Origin of the sequence: Sphingobacterium prati (genome assembly GCF_013167215.1) — a bacterium.
In the GTDB taxonomy this organism is placed as follows: domain Bacteria; phylum Bacteroidota; class Bacteroidia; order Sphingobacteriales; family Sphingobacteriaceae; genus Sphingobacterium; species Sphingobacterium prati.
On the sequence record NZ_JABJWY010000006.1, the window covers coordinates 11,786 to 34,886 of the forward strand.

Genomic DNA, 23,101 nt, shown 5'->3' on the forward strand with positions numbered 1-23,101 from the left:
GATTTTTAATATCAAAAAGAAGAGGGCTCATGAATGCAAGATTCATAAGCCCTTTTTTATGTTGAGTTTTTCATTTAGGAAATCTGTTCCGGAATTTTAAGTTGAAATAACGTGACTTTTTACCTAGTTTAAGAAATAATTGGTTTGGCGTTCGGTGAAGTATTATTACCAAATCATTAATTTTATGTATATAAATTAATAGTCTAACAATTTATTAATACTAACTTAACATTGAGAATCTATTTTTACGGCATTGAAATATGGGGGCTTATAATATTTAATCAGAACCTATAAGCCTCTTAAGATTCATTCATTATATTAGAGATTATTATAATACCAATGAACCATCTGAACGTAAAATCTGTATATACGCATAAGTTCTGATGATATCCATTGCTACAAAAAAAAGTTATTCAATGAAAAAAGCACTTTTACTCGCAACTCTGATCGGTCCAGCGGTAGCCATGGCGCAAAATAACAATGCGCCTTCAAGTTATGATCCACATGATATCAAAATCACGGGATACCTTCAGACACAGTTTCAAAAGGCGCAATCTCCAGGAATAACTTCATTCTCCGGTGGGGATTTCTCTAAGAACTCTGACAACCGTTTTATGATTAGACGTGGCCGCCTTAAGATCGACCGCGTGGATACCTATTCAAGTATTGTGTTCCAACTCGATGCAACCCAAGACGGGGTGCAATTAATGGATGCTTTTATCCAACTACGGCATCCCAGTCAAAAAGGCTTGAGCCTGACTGCAGGACTCTTTAACAGACCCTTTGGCTATTCTATTGTCTACTCTTCGGGGTACCGCGATTTCCCAGAAAGAGCGCGCGTGTTTCAAACGTTAATGCCGCGTGAACGTGATCTTGGCGGTATGGTTAGCTATCACCCCGGGGGCAAAGTGAAATTTTTGAATTTAGATTTAGCACTGGTAAATGGAAGTGGGCACTCAGCCAAAGACTATGATTCCAAAAAAGATCTGATCGGTAACTTGGCTTTTAAGTTCGACAGCCTTGCGGATAAAAGATTACATCTTGGTTTCGGTGGTTCATTCTATAAAGGATCAGTCCGAAACGATACGAAGACTTACTATACCTCTAATGGAGCTGGCTATACTGCACATACCAGCGATGAGAACGAGGGTAAAGGAATCGGACGGAACTATTACGGGGCAAACTTGCAGATAGAACTCGATAATAGCTTTGGAAAGTCCAGCTTTAAGACGGAATATGTAACCGGCGACCAACCCGGTGTAGCTGGTGGAGAGGATATCAAAGGGCCATACGCAAGTAGAAGTTTTACCACCCAGCCGGCAACGGATTTGTACCAGCGAAAATTTAACGGATATTACCTTTGGTTTACCCAGGAAATCGCAAAAACAGGTGTAACAGCTTTATTGGCGTATGACGTATATGATCCGAATAAAAAGGCAAGTGGTATGAGCATCGGAATGCCTGATAATTTTACGGCAGATGGCGATGTAAAATTCAGTACATTGGGTTACGGTGTTGCTTATCAGATCAGTAATCGATTGAAACTGACAGTTTACAACGAACATGTCACCAATGAGACGACTAGTTTACCAAATTTCTCTGATGATCTCAAAGACAACGTTTTTACAACGCGATTGCTCTATCGCTGGTAGAGCAAATGAGATAAAAACTACATTCTATATCGCAAAACCATAGTTTGATGCATAGTTCCGTGACAGCTCGCCGGGTTCCCGGGAAAAATGATCCGCTATGAATAGCATCCTCAAATGACATTTTTTCTGATGCGGCTTAAGGATGAAGCGGTAATGCCCAAATAGGAGGCCAGCATTGCTAAGGGAACTCGGTTTGCCAGCCCGGGATAGAGCTTTAGAAACAGCAGGTAGCGTTCACTGGCATCGAGGTTCATCATGGTATTCGCTGTTTTTAACTTGCTTTCAATGACAAAACCGTACAGCTTTGCCATTAATAGGGGCCAGATTTTGATCTCCTTTTCCAACAACAGAAAATTATGGATATCAAGGCTCCACAATTGTGCATCTGTAACGGATTCGATATAGTCGTTGGATGGAGTACGATCCAGAAAACTTTGGAAATCTCCAATAAAGCGGCCTTCGTAAATAAAGTATCGTGTAAAATCGTCACCTTTATCATTGTAATAAAGGGAACGAAATACCCCGCTTTCTACGAAGGCTATACTATTGGTAACTTTTCCGCAGGCAACAAAATAGGTCGCTTTTGGAAGATGCTTTTTCTCAAAGGCCTGCCTGATTAGACTTTCCTCTCGCTTATCAAGCTGACCAAATTTTCGGATATAGGCTAAAAGCTGCTCCATAATACTTTGTATTAATTACCTAAGATAATCAATTCTTCCCGTTGTGGTCCAGTGGATAGGTATTTTACAGGAATCTTTAATTCCTCCTCCAAAAAGGAGATAAATAGTTTCAGTGCTTTTGGAACTTGTGTCTGCTGGTTGATTTTATTCAGTGGAGCATCCCATCCTTCTAAAAATTTCCAGACCGGCTTTGGGACATTGTCTGCAAATGTTGGAGCAATTAAGGTTCTTGTTTCACCATCTATCTCGTATGCTGTACAAATTGGCACCTCGGACATGCCATTTAGGATATCTGCCTTTGTCAGTACAAGGTCGGTCACCCCGTTTAACATGGCAGCATATTTTAATGCGGGAAGATCAAGCCAGCCCACTCTTCGCGGGCGTTTGGTATTGGATCCAAATTCACCACCTTTTTCACGTAGCTCATCTGCAAGGGAGCCCGTGATTTCCGTTGGAAATATACCGTTTCCAACACGTGTACAATAGGCTTTGGTAACACCATAAATCTTATCGATAAGCTTAGGCGATACGCCTAAACCTACACATGCTGCGGACGCGATGGTATTTGAGGAAGTGACATAAGGGTAGCTGCCTTGATCGATATCCAATAAAGTGGCCTGAGCACCTTCGGCCAATACTTTTTTATTGTTGCTGAGTGCTTCATTGATGAAAATTTCTGTATCAGTAATTTGTAGCTTTTTTAAAAAATTACATGCCTCTAGAAAATTATCATATAATTCTTGTACTGCCGGCATATCCTGCCCCAAAGCCTGTAATTCGGCATACTGTTTATTCAAAATTTGGAAAACATAGGCTTCGAAATCTTTGGAAAAGATATCCTCCACGCGTACATTCTGCCGAAGTATTTTATTGGAGTAAGTGGGTGCAATGCCATTTTTTGTTGTTCCAATAGTACGGTATTCCGGTGATTCTTCGAAATACATATCCCAGTACTTGTAGGTTGGCAACACAAGATGAGCCTTCACCGATAGCAGGATCCGGTGGATTAAATTAGCGTCAGACAGACAGTCTTGAAGCTGTTCCACTTCCGCCTGGAGTGCAACTGGATCGATCACCACGCCGGTACCGATAATATTTTTGATATGGGGATAAAAGATTCCCGAGGGCAGTAATTTCAGCGTAATCCGTTTATCATTGTGGTAAATGCTATGCCCAGCGTTTGCACCACCATTAAACCGGGCAATAATGTCATACTCACGGCTGATCAGATCAATGATCTTTCCTTTTCCTTCATCTCCCCACTGGAGTCCAATTAAAATATCCATTTTACTATTGTGTTGAATTAATGGATCAAAGCTAGGGGATAACAGGAAGGGTACAATTGCCATTTGACAAAAAAACAGACGCTTATGTTTATTCCTGAAAAATTGAGCAAAGAGAACCGGGTCAGTTTTTAACCTTGTCTTTTTCCGAGCTGTTTGATTTTATATAACCATTTATCCCGCTTTGTCGCATCGGACGTTTTTATAATACCAAGATAAGTCACTTTCACAGGTGATATGCCACAAAATTGCAAGGTTGATCTTTTGAGCTGATTGACACTGGGCCTACCGTAGATAAGGGCATAATACCAACCGGGCTGATCTAGGGTCGTTATAATTCTGGCGGATTTCCCTTTGAGTAATTTGTCCCAAAAAAGCGAGTTTTCACGGTACTGGAAAGCAAAGCCAGGTAGAAAGAGTCTATCGATAAAACCTTTCATAATCGCCGGAAGACCACCCCACCATACAGGGTGTACCCAAACTAAATGTTCGGCCCATAGGATATCTTCCCAGGCTTGCAGGAGATCTGGTTCGAGCTCTGTCCGCTTCTGGTATCCAAACTGGAGATTGGGATTAAAATTCAAATCTGCAATGTTAATCGAGCGAACTTCCGCTCCAGATTCTTTGGCGCCTTCTTTATAAGCTGCGGCAATACCAAAATTGAAGGATTCCCTATTGGGGTGACCGTTGATGATAAGTATTCTCTTTTTCATGTTATTCTTCTGATAACACAAAAGTAGAGGTACTGGTACTTGAATTATAGGACAAATGTCTAAAAAGTAATCTCATTGCGGATCCGGCTTAAATGCCGTTGTGTGATGCCCAGGTAGGACGATAAATACTGTAATGGTATTTGTCGGACAAATTCCGGCTGATCCCGAAGTAGGACCGTATAGCGTTGCAATGCAGTTTCTTTCTGCAATTGAAAGATACGTTTTTCGAGTTCCAGATATTGCTGTTCAGCAATCATCCTGAGGTATTTTGTCCAGACTAGACTTTCAGCTGCAAGTTTGTCAATAGCACTTTTTTTGATGACCCAAAGTTCAGCAGGTGAAATGGCCTGCATGCTCTCAACACTTGGACCTCCTGTGATAAAAGAAGAGTAAGCTGCGATTAAGCTGTTGGGAAATCGGAAACAATAGGTAACATCTTCAGCATTTGAGGAGTTGTAATACGAGCGGAAGATTCCGGATGCAATGAAAGCAACTTCGTTACATGGTTGATTTTCTTTCACAAAAAAATCATTCTTGTTGAGTTTTTTATATTCAAAAAGCTGAACGATCTGGGTAATTTCTTCCCGATCGAAGAGTCCCAAAGACTGAAAGTAAGCTGCTATCATTGGCATCAAACTTAGCTAAATTTCTCAATATGCGATTTATTATCTGATCATTTTCTTAATCAGGGCAATTTGCCCTAGATGATACTAACTGTGTTCAATCACACCCTCAATATTCCTGAGATAGGATGGAATAATTGACATGATAAGTGAGAGCGGTAAGTCTGTCTGCAATGAAGGAATTTCTATCCATGACTTATTATGTGGTTTATTGATCAGTTTCTTCCTTCGCTAATAGGTACAATTTCCTTATTCTTCATCTTGGCTTAATCTCTTGTTAATAAGACTTTTGTTCTTTTGTTCAAAGTCATCGTTACCAGGAGATCATGTTTGCACTAACCGGAAAAGATTTAAGGAATGCTTGGGACCAATTTGTGGAAGATGAATGTGAAGAGTCATTTTATATTTTATATAAACACTATTACCATTATCTTTCGTATTTGGGGCTGAAGAAAAAAATGTCGATGCAGCGCATTCAGGATAGTATCAATGATGTGTTCTTACATCTGTGGGAGAAAAAAACAGGCAATCGACAAATACAAAATCATCACAATTATATTATCACCGTGTTCTTTCGAAAGCTCTTTCGCAAGGAAATGCTGCAACTAGCGGATCTGGATTTTTCAGAAGAAGCACATGATCCAGCAGTCCATCAATCTGTCGAAGAACAATATATTCGTACGGTAACAACAGATACTGTTGCGCAGTTGGTACAAGAACATCTGGAACAGCTGGGCGCAAAACAACGTCTGGTAATTTATCAGCGCTTTTTTCTGGATCTTTCCTGTCAGGAGATCGCCGATGCAAATCAAGTTTCTATTCATACCATTTATAATACCATCTATAAATCGCTGGAAAAGATCAAAAATAATCTGTCCAATGAACAAGAAATCTTTCTTAAAGTGGCCGTAGGACTGCTTTCTTCATTTTTGTTGATTTTTTCTTAAAAATAAGTAGTGAAAAAATGATTCCTCTTGCTCTATTGGATAAATTACAATTAGAGCAGAATGGACGAACTTAATTTACAGGCTTTATTGCAAGATGAATCTTTTATTAACTATTGCAAGAGAACGGATAAAGAGGACATCGAGAAATGGGAAAAATGGCTGCAAAAATATCCGGAACATCAACAGTCCATTGGAGAGTTAAAGGCGACTATCCTGGCATTGGGCTATTATTCCGGTGAAGAATCCATGCAGGCAAATTATTTCCGCTTACAGCAACAGATAAAAAAGCGTTCTGACCAGCACCGTTTTAAGAAAATTGGTAAAATGGTCTGGTTTAAAATTGCAGCCGCCTTATTTGCTGTGGGGGCAATTTCACTGTTTTTATTCCGGCAACAAGCTCCTAAGGAAACAAAAGCAATAGTCCAACAGGTTGGTTCTCCAGGAAAAGATGCCGCAGTACTTACGTTAAAAGATGGCTCAGTAATTTCTTTGGCAGATATTCGCAGGGGGAGTGTTGTGGCGCTCCAAGGTGGTGTAGAGATACAAAAGAACAAAGACGGTGAGTTGGTCTATCGAGCCGTTGAGCAGGATGCTGTGGCCACTGCTGCGGTCAATAAAATTACAACCAATCGGGGCAATCAATATCAGGTTATTCTACCCGATGGATCCAAAGCTTTTCTGAATGCAAATTCAACATTGACTTATCCATTGAAGTTTGCTCAAAATGCCCGAACTGTGCGTATGACGGGTGAAATTTATTTTGAAGTCGCCAAGATGGATCGGGGAACGGATGGAAAACGGATTCCTTTTTATGTGGAAACAGCAGAACAAAAAATTGAAGTACTTGGCACTCATTTCAATGTCAATGCTTATCCCGATGAACCTTATACCACGACAACGTTGCTGGAAGGCAGTGTGCGTGTCACTTCTTTAAAAAGGAATGAATCTGTTTTATTGAAACCTGGACAAAGGTCATTGTTAAGTGAGCGTTTGCGTATAGATAATACGGATAGTTCGCAAGATGTGTCATGGACACAGGGCGATTTTGTATTTAAAGGTGAAGAGTTGAGTAGTTTACTACGTAAGATTTCAAGGTGGTACAACGTGGATGTGGAATGCCCACAACGACTCGAAAAACTCAGATTTGATGGTATGGTATCACGTTCTCAACCCTTGTCTACCATCATTGATATGTTAGAAATCACTGGAAAAGTAAAATTAAAACTAAATGGAAGGAGGCTTATTGTGATAGATTGACCTATCTGATCATGCGATAAGCTAAACGAAAACAACCAAAGGTGCTGGTAACACCCTTGGTCAATGTGTTAAGCTTATCGATAACGTTGCGATTCAATAATCATCAAATAATATTAACAACAACAAATATATGAGTTTTTATCAATGCATGCGTGTTATGAAAATCACCATGGTATTTTTAACTTGTTTGTTGGTGAAAGTCAGTGCGTTTACTTATGGTCAACGGATTACACTCAACAGGCAAAATAGCAATATCCCAACTATTTTAAAAGAAATAAGGCAGCAGAGCGGCTATGATTTTTTTTATGATAATGGCTTATTTAATCGAGCGAAAACCATTAATATAAGCCTCAAAAATGCGACCGTGGAGGAGGCGTTAGCGACCTGTTTTGCAGGACAGCCTTTTGGTTATGTCGTGAAAAATAAATTGGTTGTTGTGACGGCTGCGCCTTCGGGTTCCAACAAAGCGGCTTCTATTTTACAGCAACAGCTCCTTTCGGGGCGGGTAACCGACCAGGAAACAAAGCGCGCGCTGGCCAGTGTGTCCATCCGTGTCAAGGGAACCTCGGGCGGAACAAATTCCGATGCCAATGGAAACTTCTCCTTAACGGTTGCCAGAATTCCAGCAACATTGGTTGTTTCGTATTTAGGCTATCAGACAAGGGAACTGGAGATAAAAGAAGCACAGGCAAATCTTGCGATTAGTTTGGCACCACTTGCGACAGCTCTGGAGGAGGTCACCGTTCAAGCGAGGCGCAAAACGAATACAGAAACGGCCGTGCTGGAAGAACGTAAACGTGCATCCATTGTACAGGATGCTATTTCTGCTGAAATGATAGAGCGTACAGGAAGTATCACAACTACACAGGCGCTACAGCGTGTTACTGGAGTGACCGTAACGGATGATAAATACATTGCCGTTAGAGGGCTGGGAGACCGGTCTGTGATTGGACAGTTGAATGGGGTACGGCTGGCATCTTCAGATCCTGACCGCAGTGCTATCCCCCTGGATCTCGTGCCTGCGTCACTGCTGGATAATATTACCGTATATAAAACAGTCACGCCAGATAAGCCTGCGGATGCAGCTTCAGGGATCGTTGAGCTCAAAACGAAATCTGTACCTGATAAGATGACATTCGAACTTATCGCGCAGACGGGTCTCAATTCGAATATCGGTATAGGTGGTAACTATAATAGCTTCTGGAATAGTGAAATGGGATTATTAGGGACACGAATCAATAAAAAAGACCTGTCGAATGATTTCCTGGATCTCTCAAAGCAATACCCAAATGGACTCAGTTCTATTCAGGATATGATTGCCAATAGCAATTATAGCCCTTCCGGCTATCAGGAAGTGAACCGTATCAATGGTATTATGAAAAGTTTTGATCCTGTCATGACGACGCGATATCGACGGGCACCTATGAATCAACTGTATTCCGCTACCTTTGGAAATAGCTACGATGTCTTCGGTAAACACAAGTTGGGACTTGTTGTCGGTGGAAATTATTACCGAAGGTTCTCTGATACTTATCAAGGCGAACTGACACAATACAGTATCTACCAAGGTGTCGTCACAGGCAATCCCGATATATTTAGTTTTAGAAATATCCCCAATTATATTACACCCAATAGCTTATTTATGGGCAAATATCAGACCTATCAAGAAAATACAGGGACAGAAACTCTTAACTATGGTACGCTTGTGGGTGTTACCTATCGGTTTAATCCGCAACATGAAATCAGCATGCAATACCTCGGAAGCTGGGGTGGTGAATCCATCGCAACTAATCTGAATGGACGTTATGAATATTCCGGATTACCGGGAGAGGTCCGAAGCACCATTCATTCTTTAAAACAGACTTTCCGAAATCTGAATACGTTTAATTTACAAGGTGAACATAAGTTTTTGAAAGATGAATTTTCCCCACGATTGAGCTATAATGTGGCGACATCAAAATCCACCCAAAATGATCCGGATTTTAGATTTGTAAGTCTGGTGGATTACACCCCCAGGGGCGGAGGCTGGTATAGACGGCCGATTGTTGGAGAACAGGCAGGTAGCGATGATTATGTCTATTCTGAACACCTGTATGCACTCACATCAGGCTATGTCAACGGATTTGGAAATTATGGCATTATTCAGGCTGAACCCAATGGTCGGAGATGGCGAAATTTAAATGAGGACAATTTTAATGCAAAAGCGGATTTAAATATTCCTTTTAAGCTGTTTGGACAGAAACAATCGTTAAAGACGGGCTTTAACTACCTGTTCAGAGACCGTAAATTCATGGAAAACCAATTGTTTCTGCCAGGATCGAATTTTACGGGCAATAAATCCATTCCATTGTATGATGTTCAGGGCAATCTGGATCGCCTGGTCAGTAATGAAATAGTTGGCGTTGTGCTACCCAAGGCCGGACAGGGAGAAGGAATGATGCCTATAGGGGGATTTCTATACAATAGCCAAAAATCACCAAATAACTATAAAGGTTATTTCGAGACGAATGCGCTTTATGGTATGTTGGATCTTAAAATTGCAGAGCAACTACGTATAGCGGGTGGTGTACGGTTTGAGCTGACCAATATCGGGTCAGCAGTAGATACAGCTAATGTGTTTTTAGATCCTGCACTAACGGCAACATCTCCGGATGGAACACGTATTCCATTGGATCCAATTAATCCAAATTCTGTCTATAAAACGGGTTACAAACCTTTTTATTCGGTAAATGCTACTTATACGCTTAACGATAATATGAATTTTCGTGGAGCTTTCAATACGACCTTGGCAAGACCGGAGTTGAGAGAAATTACGAACGTATTTGAATTTGATGCTTTCCAGATGGGGTTGGTCGTAGGTAATCCTAATCTGAAAAATCAGTATACACAAAATGCAGATTTTCGTTGGGAATGGTTTCCCGCAAAAGGGGAAGTGATCGCTATTTCTGCTTTTGGAAAACGTATCGAGAACCAATTGGTCAAAGTCTTTAATTTAAAAACGGAGGGTCTGGCCGCCACTTATCCCGAATTTCCGACAATTCAATTCCAAAATGATGCTAATGTCGGTAAAGTCTGGGGACTGGAGTTTGAGATCGTCAAGAACTTAGGAAGCTTATATGATCCTTTAAAAAACCTGTTTCTCGGTACCAACCTATTGTTGGCGCAAAGTGAGATAAAAAAATCTGCCGAGCGTTATGAAGCGAATCGTTCCCTTGACCGGTACACGCCTAAAAATAGCCCACTGTTTGAGCAAGCTCCTTATTCCATCAATGCTTGGTTAAATTATGATAACGACAAGTCTGGAACAGATTTGACCTTGACCTTCAATATGGTGGGCGAACGCTTGGTACAGATCAATCTGACAGGGGAGCCTGATCTGTATACACAACCTGTACCTTATCTTGATTTTGTATTCTCACAAAAGCTCAATAGACGAATCTTATTTAAAGGCTATGCAAAGAATATTATGAATCCTGCCATAAAAACAGTGTATGCAAATCCACAAACCGGCGGGAAATGGTATGGAAATGAATACATCAACCGGAGCTACAAACGTGGTGCGGAAATTATGATCGGTTTTACCTATAACTTATTTTAATCCAATGAAAATCAATGTATTTGCCAATAGCTATTGGTGGTTATTAGGAATTTCGGCTGTATGTTCCCTTTCTTTTTCCGCTTGTAAAAAAGAAAAGTTGGACGTTATTACCGACAACCGCCCTGTAACCGAAAATAGGCCAAGTTCGAATTCGAGAATTATTAACTTATTTGACTACAACCAACTTATTGCCAATGGTGATAGCTTGACCAATTTCGTGGTATTACATCCGCTAAACCCGGGTAACCACAAATATCCGGGGACATCCTATTTCCCAACGGATGGACGCCTGGGGAAAATATGGGGTATTCCACAAGATCTTTTTAACCAGAGAGATGAGGCTGAATTGAGTTTTGCCGCACGTTATTATACGGGATTTGGTCTAGACCATGATCTTAAAGTCCATGTAAATAATAGCTATGATACGCCCAAAGACTATTTTTTACTGCCAACTACGTTCATGAATGGTCAGCCTGAGGTTGTCTCTATAGCGCGGGCTGCAACCAGTCCCAGCAAACCTGATCATTTCAAGATCAGGATTGTGAATCTAGCTGGGCCGATTAAAAATCCAGCCAACGGATTAACGGGGCCACAGGAAAATTTGGTCGGAGAGGTATCGCTGGCCTATGCCGACGGTGCGCTGGTTAGCCCAAAGACCAATGCAATATCTGTTGCCAGAATGACATCGGAATATGTTGAATTGCCTTACGGTACTTATCAATTCAAGGTATTGCTTCAGGATGGGAGACCGCTTCCTGCATTGGGATCCGAACGACATGAATATGGTCTGATTGATCTACCGACGTCTACTATCCCAGAAAATCACGCAAAGTCAACGAATCTGGTCTATGCGCCCATTCAGGACTTCCAGCCCGGTGGCGTATATACAATTGTCGTTGCTCCTCAGAAATTTAGCTATATCTCCAATGAAATAGATGAAACTGTGGATGTCTACCAGAATTCATTTCAGATTATTACGGATATCGCCGCACCGGTGAACCAAAGTTATCTTCGGATACAGGGAGTCAATGCATACAAAGACCAATCCATCGGGTTTAAGATAGACGGAAAAACGCTTGGCTCCGGCCTTGATTTCGGCAAAGTGAGCACCTACAGTGTATTTACCCAGAAACGGTATACGATCGAGGCGGTCGACAATTCGGGCAATGTAATCGCTTCCTTAAATCAGGAATTACGGAGCAATCAAAATTATACAATCTGGTTATACCCCGATCAACATGGAAAGGCTCAGCTGCTACTGATCGCTAATGATCTCAGCGGTACGCTCCCTTTACCTACCGAAGATGATGGAACGTATAGTAGACTGGCCTTTAAGTTTTTCTTTTTCAACCGTTTCTTAAATCTATCTATTGGTAACCCTTATATCACGTTTACGCTTCCAAATGGGCAGCCCATCGGAAATCATTCCAATGTGAATCTTCAGCCGGGAATCCCGTCGACAAATATGCCTTACACGAATATGAATACAATGATGCCGCCCTACGATATTATGGCTTATCGATCCAAGCCTGATGTGGTTCCCGGTGTGTGGGCCGAAGATATTCCTGTACTGAAGTCTACAGACTTTATCGCAGATAAATCGCTTTATACAAAAATCAAAAGAGCATTGCCTGCTCACGAACCTGGAATTTATACCATAGCATTAATTGGAAAAAGCGGTACTGGAGTATCTGCTAACGAGAAAGCTAGAATGATCATTATCAAACATAATAAGTAAGGAAGACCATCCTGATTTATTCATTCACATAGGGAATTGAACCGAATCCGAAGTATTCAGATGAGCCCTTGGACACTAATTAGAATATAGTATTGTGTGGAAAATAAATCTGATAGCTTCATTACAACTGAATAAACAAATCTAGTGAACCGAGCTCATTTATACCGATGAGACCAACACTTATAAATAATTAAACGGATGAAAAGACAAAGAATATTACATGGCGTAAGCGTATTAGGTATTTTTCTCGCTTTGTTTGCTGCATGTACTAAAATTGACTACACACAGATCGCTGAGCCTGCTTACCTCAGGGTGTTTAATAACATCAATTACGTGCAGACTATGGGCAGTAAGGACGATAAGGTTCCTTATTTCTGTATGCTCATCAATCCAAAAACTGGGGCTGACGGAAAATTTACCGGAGCAGAAATCGTAGGTGACTTTTTGGACAAGCGTGATCCTTATGCGCCCCCTTATCCTTCACATATCGGCAACAGCACAAGTTTGAGCAATCCAGAATATCCGGGAAAAGAGAATGTACTGGTTGGCCCTGTGTTAAATGGATTTGATCTGAGCAGCTGGGCGCAGATCCCATCTGGAGAGATCCGTATTGTATTTGCTTACCGGCCCAAAAATACAGTTCCATTCTTTGAATTGGAAGAACGCTTAAGAAATGACATCCTGATAGATACGGTGATTAACCTGCAAAGTAAAGAGGTTTATACATTGCATCTTCTGCAAAAAGATTTCGTCAAGAAAGACCATGGAATTTTATTGCGGCAGGAAAACTTCCATAAACTCCCTTTATCAGATTCATTGGTCTACGTCAATTTTTACAATATGAGCGCAAAGGGATTTTGGGAGGCTGATGCCAATCTAAAGGATGACGATTACAAACTCGCGAGTTTTAAGCACGGCATCAAGGATGAAATGAATGTGTATATGTCGCTGTATGAAAGCCAGGAAGAGCTGAGCCATTATGCAGCTACGGTAAAAGGCTACCGTGGTAAGTTTATGGCGACAACCACACGCAATACAAGCACAGGTGCTGTAAGCCCCTATGTGAGCTTCCCATTATGGGCAAGTAATCATGCGAACGGCATTCGAACAGATATATGGGAAAGGTTTGACTTTTTTGCGCCGGGAATGAATCCAGTTACAAATCCATTTTACGATAGTGACCGCAATACAGGAAGCAATTGGGCTGTGCTCAACTGTCTTCTGAATGGAAAAATTGGATTAACAAGTAATGAGAACGGGACGCTGCTCCCGAATTTATTGGTCAATGTCCATTCGGGAAAAGACAACCCGCGCACTTTCGCTACGGTCAATACGATTGAAGTTGTTAATGGACGGGTATACTTAACGACGATACAACGAAAATATGCCCCTCCTATTTACTAAACATAAGCAAAAATGAATCGAAATATAAAATATAAGATGTCTCAGATCAGGTGCATAGGCTGCTTTTTTGTATACCTGTTTATTGCTATCCTGCAAGGTTGTAAACATGACAATCTTACTATGCCTGTGCCGAATGAAAATATACGGCCTGCAGCAGATTTTATTCATAATAATTATGAAATGCGCCTATTCGACGCTGCGCTCCAAAAAACAGGGATGGCAGAGGAACTCAATGGAGCGGGTCCATTTACAGTGCTCGTTCCTAATGATCTTGCATTTAATGAAATAGGGATCTTTAGGGCGACTGATTTTGACAAGATGAATAAAGATAGTCTCCGACGAATTATTGGCTACCATATTCTTCCCCGCCGTCTTTACCTGAGTGATATCCCAAGTAACGCTGTTGATTTTCGGTATGCAACTCTTGAGGGGTCAGAGTTATACGCTTCCATAGGTTCGATCATGCCTGGCGCAACTTCACCGTCCAATATGTTGTTTTTCAGTGGTGCAAAGGCAATCCGCAAGGACGTGGTCCTGTCCAACGGTGTCCTGCACGTGCTTGATAAGCTGATGAAGCCCCAGTTTGAAAAAAATATTCAGGAATGGTTGAGTGATAAAAAAGAATACACGGTGTTTGTCGCCGGGTTGAAAAAATTTGGACTGTGGGATCAATTTGCTGAAAAAGGTCCATTTACGGTGTTTGCACCAACGAATGAGGCATTGGAAAAGAAGGGGATTACAATGAGTTTTTTGGATGTTGCTGTGCCCGAAAGATATAGCGCTGAGGTGTTGTTCGGTGCCTATATCATGTATGACAAACATTTTTTCATCTCGGATTCGCAGGTATTCAGCATTATTAATTCGAACGGTTCGTACAAATATCATTTGAAAGATAAAATTCATTACATGGAATACTTTGCGAATGAGGCCTATCCGACCTGGAAAATGAGTTACTATATGAAACTCAGAAGTAACGATACATTTTATTCAATTATCCTCGCTGACGTAAGTTATTCGGTCGGGGCTAAAATGGACTATCTGTGTAGTAATGGTGTGGTACATGATTTGGATCAAGGCTTGGTAAGTCCTGATCAGGTTATTAAAAAGGAAGAAAATGAAAAATAAATCAATTAAAGTCACCCGAAATATCGTGCTGATGTGGGTTGCGGGCTTACTCTTGGTCTTCTCTTGCCGCAAGACTGAATTTATGCCTGATATTGTAGGTGAACAGGTTCCTTATCAAAATGGGGCAACACAAGAGATCGGTCAATTACTGGCTAAACATAGCGAGACGAAAGTGTTTTTGGCAGCCTGGCAAAAAAGTAACATCACAGCACTTATAAAAGCGCAAGGTATTCATACAAAAGTCACGGTTTTGGCTCCAACTGACAATGCGCTCAAGCAAGCCGGAATAACAGCGGAGACTATCCAAAAAATGACAATAGAAGAACTTAGCGAGTTTATTCAGTTTTATAGTTTTTGGGGGGAGCTTGACCAGGCTAAACTTGGAAAATATAGTTTAATGGTTCGTTCGATGTTGAAAAATTCAAAATTTCGTGTTCCTTTTTATGATAACGAGGAACCTATAGGACGACGCTATGATCCGTATTATTACCGACATTACCTGGCGCTAAAAGATGGGAATCTGCTTGTCAATGGTAAATCTGTAGGCAAATTAATTTACGAAGCTGCAACAGATGGAGGGATCTATCTCATGGATAAATCTGTCCAAAAACCTACTATGACCATATTGGATGCATTAAAAGCAGATGGAAGGTTTACCTTTTTTATCGAATCCCAACGATTGGCGGAGGAGGCATTTTTTGATAAAATGCTGGACGATATTGAACCATTATGGGGTTATCGAATGAGCAAGGAGGAATTTTTAAGCTATTATCCTGATGCCCGGGCACCTTATACCCGTGGCTGGATAGCAGAAAGTGATCCCATGTATCAAGATGAGGCTAATCTGACCTTGACTGCAACATTTGCACCTACGGATGATGCCTTTAAACGTGCGGGATTTAACAGTGTACAAGATATTTTAGCGTTCAATGCCAAAAGGGGAGATGTAAGATATGATGAATTATACTTTGAGCCCCGTGGTGCATATCCAATGGACACCTTGTTCAGCTATCATCGCAATTGGGGAAGGATAGCCGCGACAGTGGATCCATCATATGGTATGGCCATGTCTAACAATACCGTGTTTTATAGTAATGATCTGGATCCCATATTATTAAACGATTATTATGTGAATATAGGCGGTTCAGCTCAGGTTCAGTATGCTTATAAAATGCCATTTGCCTTTTCCCGGAATGCGAACCAAATCCAGATGAAGATAAAAAATGCAGATCAGGCGCCGGTCAATATGGTGGAAACGGATATCAATACCATCAATGGGCCTATTCATGTCCTTGATAATTTGTTAGTTCCGAAAGGTTTTAAACTTAAATAGAGATGAAACAATATAATTTTAGTGCTGGCAGATATGTTATGCTTGTGTTGATCAGCAGCCTAACATTCGCCTGTAAAAAGGAGGAAAGTGCTGTTGGCTTCGACAATAACAGCGTCAATCTTGTCGTCGCTGATAATTTTAATTTATCGGCATTCAATGCAGCATTGCGTGTAAGCAATATGGATAAGGAACTGAAAACAGGAAAGGGACCTTATACCTTACTTGCACCGTCAGATGATGCTTTCGCCAAAGCAGGATACGCCAGTGTCGTGGAAATATTAGCTGAGCGTGCATCGATCATTGCGGATATCGCCAATTATCATTTGTTGGATGGGAAATATGAATTGGATAAACTACCCTTTTTATTTAATCAGGAGCTGAAGACACGAAAAGGTAAAGTTTATGCCACACATTGGGTCAAAGGCGCAGATACGGTGCTCACGCTAAATGGTGCCCGTATATTGACCCAGAATTTGCCGGCTTCCAATGGATTGGTACAGGTGCTTGATCGTGTAATGACGCCTTATGTACATGATAAGATTGTGGACGCGATCAATGCAGATGCAAGCATCAGCATATTTGCCCGAGCTGTCAAAAGATCTGCTGTGCTATCCGATACAGCCAATCAGGGACCTTATACTGTATTCGCACCGATGAATGCGGCGATGGCGAAACTGGGATTCGCTTCTGTACAAGAGGTCGATAACGCAGATCTGGCTGAGTTGAAACAGCTAGTCAACTATCATATCGTCCGTGATCGCCGCTTTGTATACGATTACATTTTAAGTACAGGTAACACAAACCTATCTAAGCAAACGATGTTGGATGGAAATAGCATTCAAATTAGATTGATTCCCAATGTAAATTCCCCTGGATCATTTACAGGTATAGCCCTTCGTGGCCTGGGGAATACCAGTGATGTTCTGCTGCATAGACAGGATATATTAACCGGTGATGGAGTACTGCATATTGTCGATCAAGGCTTGCAGATTACACAATAATAAAAAAGTTTTATCTCACGATTTAGGAAAACAAGAAATGAATAGATATCAATATGGCAATATATGCATAGGAAGATCAATTAAGATTGCCTATCCGCTATTGTCACTCAGAATAATTTTCCTCTTTTTACTTCTTTTGCAAGGCGTTGTTTCTTTGGCACAGGAAACCTCAGGTGCGCTCGTCGGTAAGGTGCAAAATAGTGCCGGACGCGCTGTCGAGAAAGCAACAGTCACTGTCGTGCACACACCCACCGGCACGCGTTATGTACAGTCCACAGATAAAGATGGGCATTTTACATTGAACAATATTCGTATTGGCGGTCCATATACAGTGAATGTGAGCAGTATAGGTCTTCAGGCTGATCATAGAGCGGATATCTTTGTACGCCTGGGAGAAGCTTTGCAAATTGACTTTATCCTGGAGCAGCGGACAGAAACTCTCGGTGAGGTTGTCATAACGGGGCGAAAGCGGGAAACTAGGGCCGGTACAGTGGGAACAGGGAGTCATATTAGCAGTGAACAGGTACGGAATATGCCGACAGTGAATCGTTCGATTACGGATGTGACTAGACTGACACCACAGGGAAGCCGGGATAATAGCTTTGGCGGAACCAACTTCAGGTACAATAATGTGACGGTGGATGGAGCTGTCAATAATGATGCAATAGGTTTTAGCCCCTCTCTAGGCGGACAGACGGGTACTTCTGGAATGGCAGGAAGCAGCACGCGGACCAATCCGATATCCATCGATGCCATCCAGGATATGCAAGTGTATCTAGCGCCTTACGATGTTAAAATAGGAAATTTCACGGGTGGATCTGTCAATGCCGTAACACGGAGCGGAACGAATCAGGTCGAGGGTTCGGTGTACGCTTATGGACGTAATGCCGCGTTAACAGGGAAAGATCGTGTGGGAACGCTTGGGAAAATGAATAAAGATTTTTATGATTATCAAACGGGATTTCGAATTGGGTTTCCGTTGATAAAAGATAAATTATTCTTCTTCAGCAATGAAGAGTTTACACGACGGCAAGATCCTACACAACTGCGTGTAGGAACGGTTGAAACGGCCCATATTCTGGATCACGCTGATGTCGAGGCGATAAAAACGGCGGCTCAGTCGCGTTACGGAGATATTTTTAATATTGGAACAGCTGATAATTATACCAACTGGTCACGTTCAACTAAATTTTTTAACCGCTTGGACTGGAATATCAATGCCCTGCACCAGCTAGCCGTCCGTAACAATACGATCTTCAGCAAAGCGACACATATGGACAGGGATCAACAAGATTTTCGTTTCAGTGGGATGGCATTTCAGCAGGAAAATAACCAAACGAGTACAGTCGCGGAATTAAAAAGTAGATTTAGTAACAATCTTTCCTCCAATGTTGTATTGGGATATACGCAGGTAAATGACCGCCGTGATCCGCTGAGTGATCCTTCTTTGCCTCAGGTGCAGATTCAGGGACGTACACCGGGAACAACAATCTATCTCGGAACTGATCGTGAAGCCAGTATTTTTAATATGCGACAAGGGACATGGGAGATTACAGCAAACCTGAACTGGACGAAAGGTAGACACAAGTTTTTGTTTGGTACACATAATGAACTTTATCGTATTCGGTATGGTTTTGTCAACAGTTGGAATGGTCGTGTGGATTATAACAGTATTGCCGATTTTGTTGCCAATGTACCTTATCGTGTTAGAGGGAGCTATAATTATACAGACAATACACGATCCTATATTTTGGATCATCCCGCAGCCGATTTCTCAGTCAATATGTATAGTCTCTATCTTCAGGATGAAATCCGTGTAAATGATCATTTACAAATTATCCCTGGGCTTAGAGCAGATTTCGCTAGCCTACCAGATATGCCAACGCTAAGCGATAAAGTGAAGGATATGTGGGCTGATCCCGGTTTCGGAACAAGCTATACATATACCCCCGCCAATAGGCTCAAAAATGAATTTTTAAATAAAATCCAGCTTTCTCCCCGCATTGGGTTTCGATGGGAAGCAACGGACAACCGGCAGTTGGTCATAAGAGGAGGGGCCGGATTATTTACGGGACGTATACCATTCGCCTGGCTCGCCTATGCTTATTACAATACGGGCGACAGTTATGGTGCGTTTGATCAAAAAGCAGATCAACAACCTTTTGCTCCCGGCTCTGATCCCATTAAACCTAGTTCGAATGGGATAGGTGACTTTATTGGACAAAACGGTGCCATAATCAATGATCCAAGCACGGGTAAGACACAGGTAGACTTGGTTGACAATAATTTTGTACTGCCGCAAGTTCTACGGTCAAGTTTAGGGATAGACTATCAGGCGGAAGGTTGGAAATTCACACTGGAAGGTATTTATACAAAAAATATAAAAGATGTATTGTTTCAGCAGCTAAATAATAAAGATAATCCATTTTGGTATGGATATGATGTAGGCAAGCAGCAACCTGTTTACAGTGGTACCGTAGATAATCGTTTTTCAAATGTTTATCTGTTGAGCAATACCAGCCAGGGCTATCGGTATAGCATCACAGGGACGATCGGTAAAAGGATCAAAGAAAAGTTGAATGCGTCTTTGAGCTATACTTATGGTCAGTCCAAAGATTTGAGCAATGGGGTCCGTAATTCTATGGAGAGTAATTGGCAGCTCAATCAATCGTTAATTCCGAACAATCCGAAATTGGCCTATAGCAACTTCGATATACGTCATCGTATCGTTTCAAGCATAAATTATGAACAAGTATGGCGCAGTGCCGGAAGGACAAGTTTTACCTTATATTTTAGTGCTCAATCGGGTAGCCCATTCACCTATGGTATTGTCAACAATAGTATTCAGGGACTGCCGCAGCAGGTCAGCTTGGTATACATACCAAGAGCAACAGAAGCAATCCATTATTTCAAGGATATCGCCAGTGGGATGTCTGCCCAACAGCAGGCGGAAGCTTTTAACCGATTTATTGACGGCAACGAATACTTAAGTTCCCGTAGAGGAGACTTCACAGAACGAAATATGGGACGAACACCATGGAATCTGCAGGCTGACTTACGTATTGCGCATGATCTCTTTGTTCAGAAGTCAAAAAAACAATTTATTACCTTTTCAATGGACATCATGAATTTAACTAACCTGATTTATAGAAAATGGGGTGTTCAATACTTTTCGCCCAATACATTTAATTCGACGAGCAGTGTAGGATTAACACCGACGTTGTTTCCTCCAGGCCAAAATGCGGATAGCTGGCCTGTATTTACGTTCAGCGATCCGGGCCAGCCTTATAGCATAGATTATTTTAACTCGAGGGCACAGATACAGTGTGGCATTCGCTATACTTTCTAATTAAAAAGACGCCAAGACAACAGTTTAAATTGTAACAATGATTCGAGTGGAAGCTCAAAAAAATAAGGTGTAGAAAAGAATTTAAGCTCATGAAAAATATAATAAAACTAACAATGATATGCATAGCAATGGCGATTGCATTCATCAGCTGTAATAAAAAAGAGGAATTGATAACTAAAGATGTAGCGAAAGTGAACAGCTATTATCCTAATTCAGGAAAGGCAGGCACCTTGGTTACCATTGAAGGAGAGGGATTCGGTACTTCAATAACTGAATTTACCGCCACAATTGCAGGAAATCCGGCAGACGTAATCAGTGCGACTCCTAAAGCGGTTGTATTACGTGTGCCGAAAGGCGATAAAAGTGGAACAGTTGTCTTGAAATATGGTAACAATAGCTTTGATGTGGGCACGTATACTTATCAGGACCTGTCTATAGCAAAAGTTTTTCCGACGAATGGTACCCTCGGTACCCAATTACGGATTGACGGTGAGGGATTTGGCAGCACTGAAACTCCAGCGGAGGTTTACGTTAATGGCAAGAAAGCATTGGTAGTAAGCGTGACCGATAAGGTGATCATTGCTGAAGTTCCCGAAGATGCTGGATATGGTGCTGTGGAAGTACGTGTAGACGGGAAAAAGTCTCAGGGACAGAATTTTACCTATCAGGTTATTCGCAGCATTAAACCAGCCACTGGTGGAGAGGGAACAAAGGTTACGTTGACAGGAGAAGGCTTCGAGAAGCTGAATTCGGGCAATGTGGTAGATTTTAATGGTAAAATTGCTACCGTCCTGGAATCCAGCCCTGAGAAAATTGTCGTTGTTGCACCAGCAGGAGTGGGTACGGGACTCTTGTCCGTCAATATCAATGAACAGAAGATCTCCGGCCCGGTGTTTACAGTGGTTGGCAAGCCAGTCATTGAAGCGGTTTCACCGTTAAGTGGTCCAAAGGGAGCCGAAATGACGATTAGTGGACTATTATTTAGTAAGATATTGGACGAAAATCAGGTATTCATCAATGGAAAGCAGGTCGCTATTTCTTCAATTAGCGAAAATCAGATTAAGCTGACCATTCCAGGGGGGACCGGATCGGGCAAGGTAAAGGTTGTTGTCAATGATCAATCGGTCGAAGGCCCACAGTTCAAAGATCAGACATTGGGGATACGTTCAATGAGTCCGGACAATGGTCTGGCCGGGACGAGTGTTACAATCCTGGGAACTGGTTTTAGTACCAATCTGGCAGAAAATCTCGTTTATTTTAACGGAGTTTTGACGCGAGTAAGCAGTGCTAGTGAGAATCAATTAGTATTGGAAGCCCCACAAGGAGTAACAACAGGTCAGGTGAAAGTTGTCGTTGGCAGCCAAGACGCCCTGGCACCGCGACCATTCCGTAGGGCAGGAATAATGACCTTGGCAGGTGGCCCAGGAATGACCACTTTTGGCAATAACATGGCTGGAATGGCAATTGATCAACAAGGCTATATCTACGTCACAGATCCAGAGAATAAACAAGTGAAGAAGGTATCGCCTACAGGGAATGTTTCCATCCTGCAGGTCGATGGCGCCAACGCAATTTTTGATTATCCGTCAGGAATAGCAATTGACCAACAAAATAATATCTACGTCAGCGATCAACGGGCAAATCAGATCTTTAAAATTACACCTTCAGGTAAACGTACAGTACACGCAAGCGGATTTTCGCCAATAGCCATGTGTATTGACTTATCAGGAAATTTGTATGTCTCGGTTGCTGGATTTGGATTGGGGGTCAACAAAGTCAATAACACTGGAAGTTATACAAGGGTAACGGGACCATCCTGGGTGTTGGGCAAACCCTTTGTGGATAACCAGGGCTACCTGTATTATTCCGATCAGAATACAAGCAGCAACAATGGGATTGAAATAGTGAAACCAGGTGATAACCGCGGGGTAATATTTGTTGGAAATCCGGATGCTGGATACGGAGATGGCATAGGAACTGCCGCAAGGTTTAATGGTATCGGTGGAATTAGCTCTGGCCCGAATAACCGATTAATCGTCGCTGATAACAATAATTATGCTATCCGTGAAGTCAATATGACAACCAAAGAGGTAACAACCCTGATAAAAACAAGCTATGGCTATGCGGATGGTACTTTGGCAACAGCTAAATTTACGTCGGTAAAAGATGTTGTAGTGGACAGAGAGGGCAATGTCTACCTTATGGATGTAGCGAACAAAGCGATTCGAAAATTGTTCCTGAAATAAGATTTTTCTCTATCCCCGATGCGTTACGATTGTTCTCAAAAAGCAGGGTTCTTTTTGAAGACGATCTAAAATAAGCATCGGGGATTTTTTTGTTAAGTATTGTTACTGCAGATGTAACTATTATCTAAGCCATAATTTTCAATAGTATACAT

Annotated in this window: 15 protein-coding genes; 11 read left to right on the forward strand and 4 right to left on the reverse strand. The window is 41.7% G+C overall.

The features are described from left to right. Positions 1-416: 416 nt before the first annotated feature. Positions 417-1,652: a porin gene (locus HPC41_RS00060; protein WP_172391978.1), complete on the forward strand. Its 1,236-nt coding sequence runs from the start codon at positions 417-419 to the stop codon at positions 1,650-1,652. Positions 1,653-1,762: 110 nt separating this feature from the next. On the opposite strand, the gene HPC41_RS00065 is transcribed toward HPC41_RS00060, so the two are convergent. The 4 genes from HPC41_RS00065 to HPC41_RS00080 all read right to left on the reverse strand — a co-directional run bounded on the left by HPC41_RS00065 (position 1,763) and on the right by HPC41_RS00080 (position 4,954). After that, positions 1,763-2,332: a Crp/Fnr family transcriptional regulator gene (locus HPC41_RS00065; protein ID WP_172391979.1), complete on the reverse strand. Its 570-nt coding sequence runs from the start codon at positions 2,330-2,332 to the stop codon at positions 1,763-1,765. Between the two features lie 11 nt (positions 2,333-2,343). Then, on the reverse strand, positions 2,344-3,618 hold the full coding sequence (locus HPC41_RS00070) for an adenylosuccinate synthase (RefSeq protein WP_172391980.1): 1,275 nt from the start codon (positions 3,616-3,618) through the stop codon (positions 2,344-2,346). A gap of 128 nt (positions 3,619-3,746) precedes the next feature. Beyond that, on the reverse strand, positions 3,747-4,328 hold the full coding sequence (locus HPC41_RS00075; RefSeq protein WP_172391981.1) for an NAD(P)H-dependent oxidoreductase: 582 nt from the start codon (positions 4,326-4,328) through the stop codon (positions 3,747-3,749). Between the two features lie 59 nt (positions 4,329-4,387). Then, positions 4,388-4,954 carry a Crp/Fnr family transcriptional regulator gene (locus HPC41_RS00080; protein ID WP_172391982.1) on the reverse strand — a complete coding sequence of 189 codons (567 nt, stop codon included), beginning with the start codon at positions 4,952-4,954 and terminating at the stop codon, positions 4,388-4,390. Positions 4,955-5,277: 323 nt separating this feature from the next. On the opposite strand from HPC41_RS00080, the gene HPC41_RS00085 reads away from it, so the two are divergent. The 10 genes from HPC41_RS00085 to HPC41_RS00130 all read left to right on the forward strand — a co-directional run bounded on the left by HPC41_RS00085 (position 5,278) and on the right by HPC41_RS00130 (position 22,949). Continuing rightward, positions 5,278-5,898 carry an RNA polymerase sigma factor gene (locus HPC41_RS00085; protein ID WP_172391983.1) on the forward strand — a complete coding sequence of 207 codons (621 nt, stop codon included), beginning with the start codon at positions 5,278-5,280 and terminating at the stop codon, positions 5,896-5,898. Between the two features lie 60 nt (positions 5,899-5,958). After that, complete coding sequence (locus HPC41_RS00090; RefSeq protein ID WP_172391984.1) at positions 5,959-7,155, forward strand: FecR family protein; 1,197 nt, start codon at positions 5,959-5,961, stop codon at positions 7,153-7,155. A gap of 130 nt (positions 7,156-7,285) precedes the next feature. Continuing rightward, positions 7,286-10,753, forward strand: a complete 3,468-nt coding sequence (locus tag HPC41_RS00095; RefSeq protein ID WP_172391985.1) for a TonB-dependent receptor — start codon at positions 7,286-7,288, stop codon at positions 10,751-10,753. A gap of 4 nt (positions 10,754-10,757) precedes the next feature. Then, on the forward strand, positions 10,758-12,491 hold the full coding sequence (locus HPC41_RS00100; protein WP_172391986.1) for a DUF4397 domain-containing protein: 1,734 nt from the start codon (positions 10,758-10,760) through the stop codon (positions 12,489-12,491). A 198-nt stretch (positions 12,492-12,689) separates the two neighbouring features. Beyond that, positions 12,690-13,895, forward strand: a complete 1,206-nt coding sequence (locus tag HPC41_RS00105) for a hypothetical protein (RefSeq protein WP_172391987.1) — start codon at positions 12,690-12,692, stop codon at positions 13,893-13,895. A gap of 12 nt (positions 13,896-13,907) precedes the next feature. Then, positions 13,908-15,020, forward strand: coding sequence for a fasciclin domain-containing protein (locus HPC41_RS00110; RefSeq protein ID WP_172391988.1), 1,113 nt, complete (start codon positions 13,908-13,910; stop codon positions 15,018-15,020). Continuing rightward, on the forward strand, positions 15,010-16,353 hold the full coding sequence (locus tag HPC41_RS00115) for a fasciclin domain-containing protein (protein WP_172391989.1): 1,344 nt from the start codon (positions 15,010-15,012) through the stop codon (positions 16,351-16,353). The genes HPC41_RS00110 and HPC41_RS00115 overlap by 11 nt, the downstream gene beginning before the upstream one ends. Before the next feature lie 2 nt (positions 16,354-16,355). Further along, positions 16,356-17,354, forward strand: a complete 999-nt coding sequence (locus tag HPC41_RS00120; protein WP_172391990.1) for a fasciclin domain-containing protein — start codon at positions 16,356-16,358, stop codon at positions 17,352-17,354. A gap of 37 nt (positions 17,355-17,391) precedes the next feature. Beyond that, positions 17,392-20,703 carry a TonB-dependent receptor gene (locus HPC41_RS00125; RefSeq protein WP_172391991.1) on the forward strand — a complete coding sequence of 1,104 codons (3,312 nt, stop codon included), beginning with the start codon at positions 17,392-17,394 and terminating at the stop codon, positions 20,701-20,703. An 89-nt stretch (positions 20,704-20,792) separates the two neighbouring features. Continuing rightward, positions 20,793-22,949, forward strand: coding sequence for an IPT/TIG domain-containing protein (locus tag HPC41_RS00130; RefSeq protein ID WP_172391992.1), 2,157 nt, complete (start codon positions 20,793-20,795; stop codon positions 22,947-22,949). The last annotated feature ends 152 nt before the right edge of the window (positions 22,950-23,101 follow it).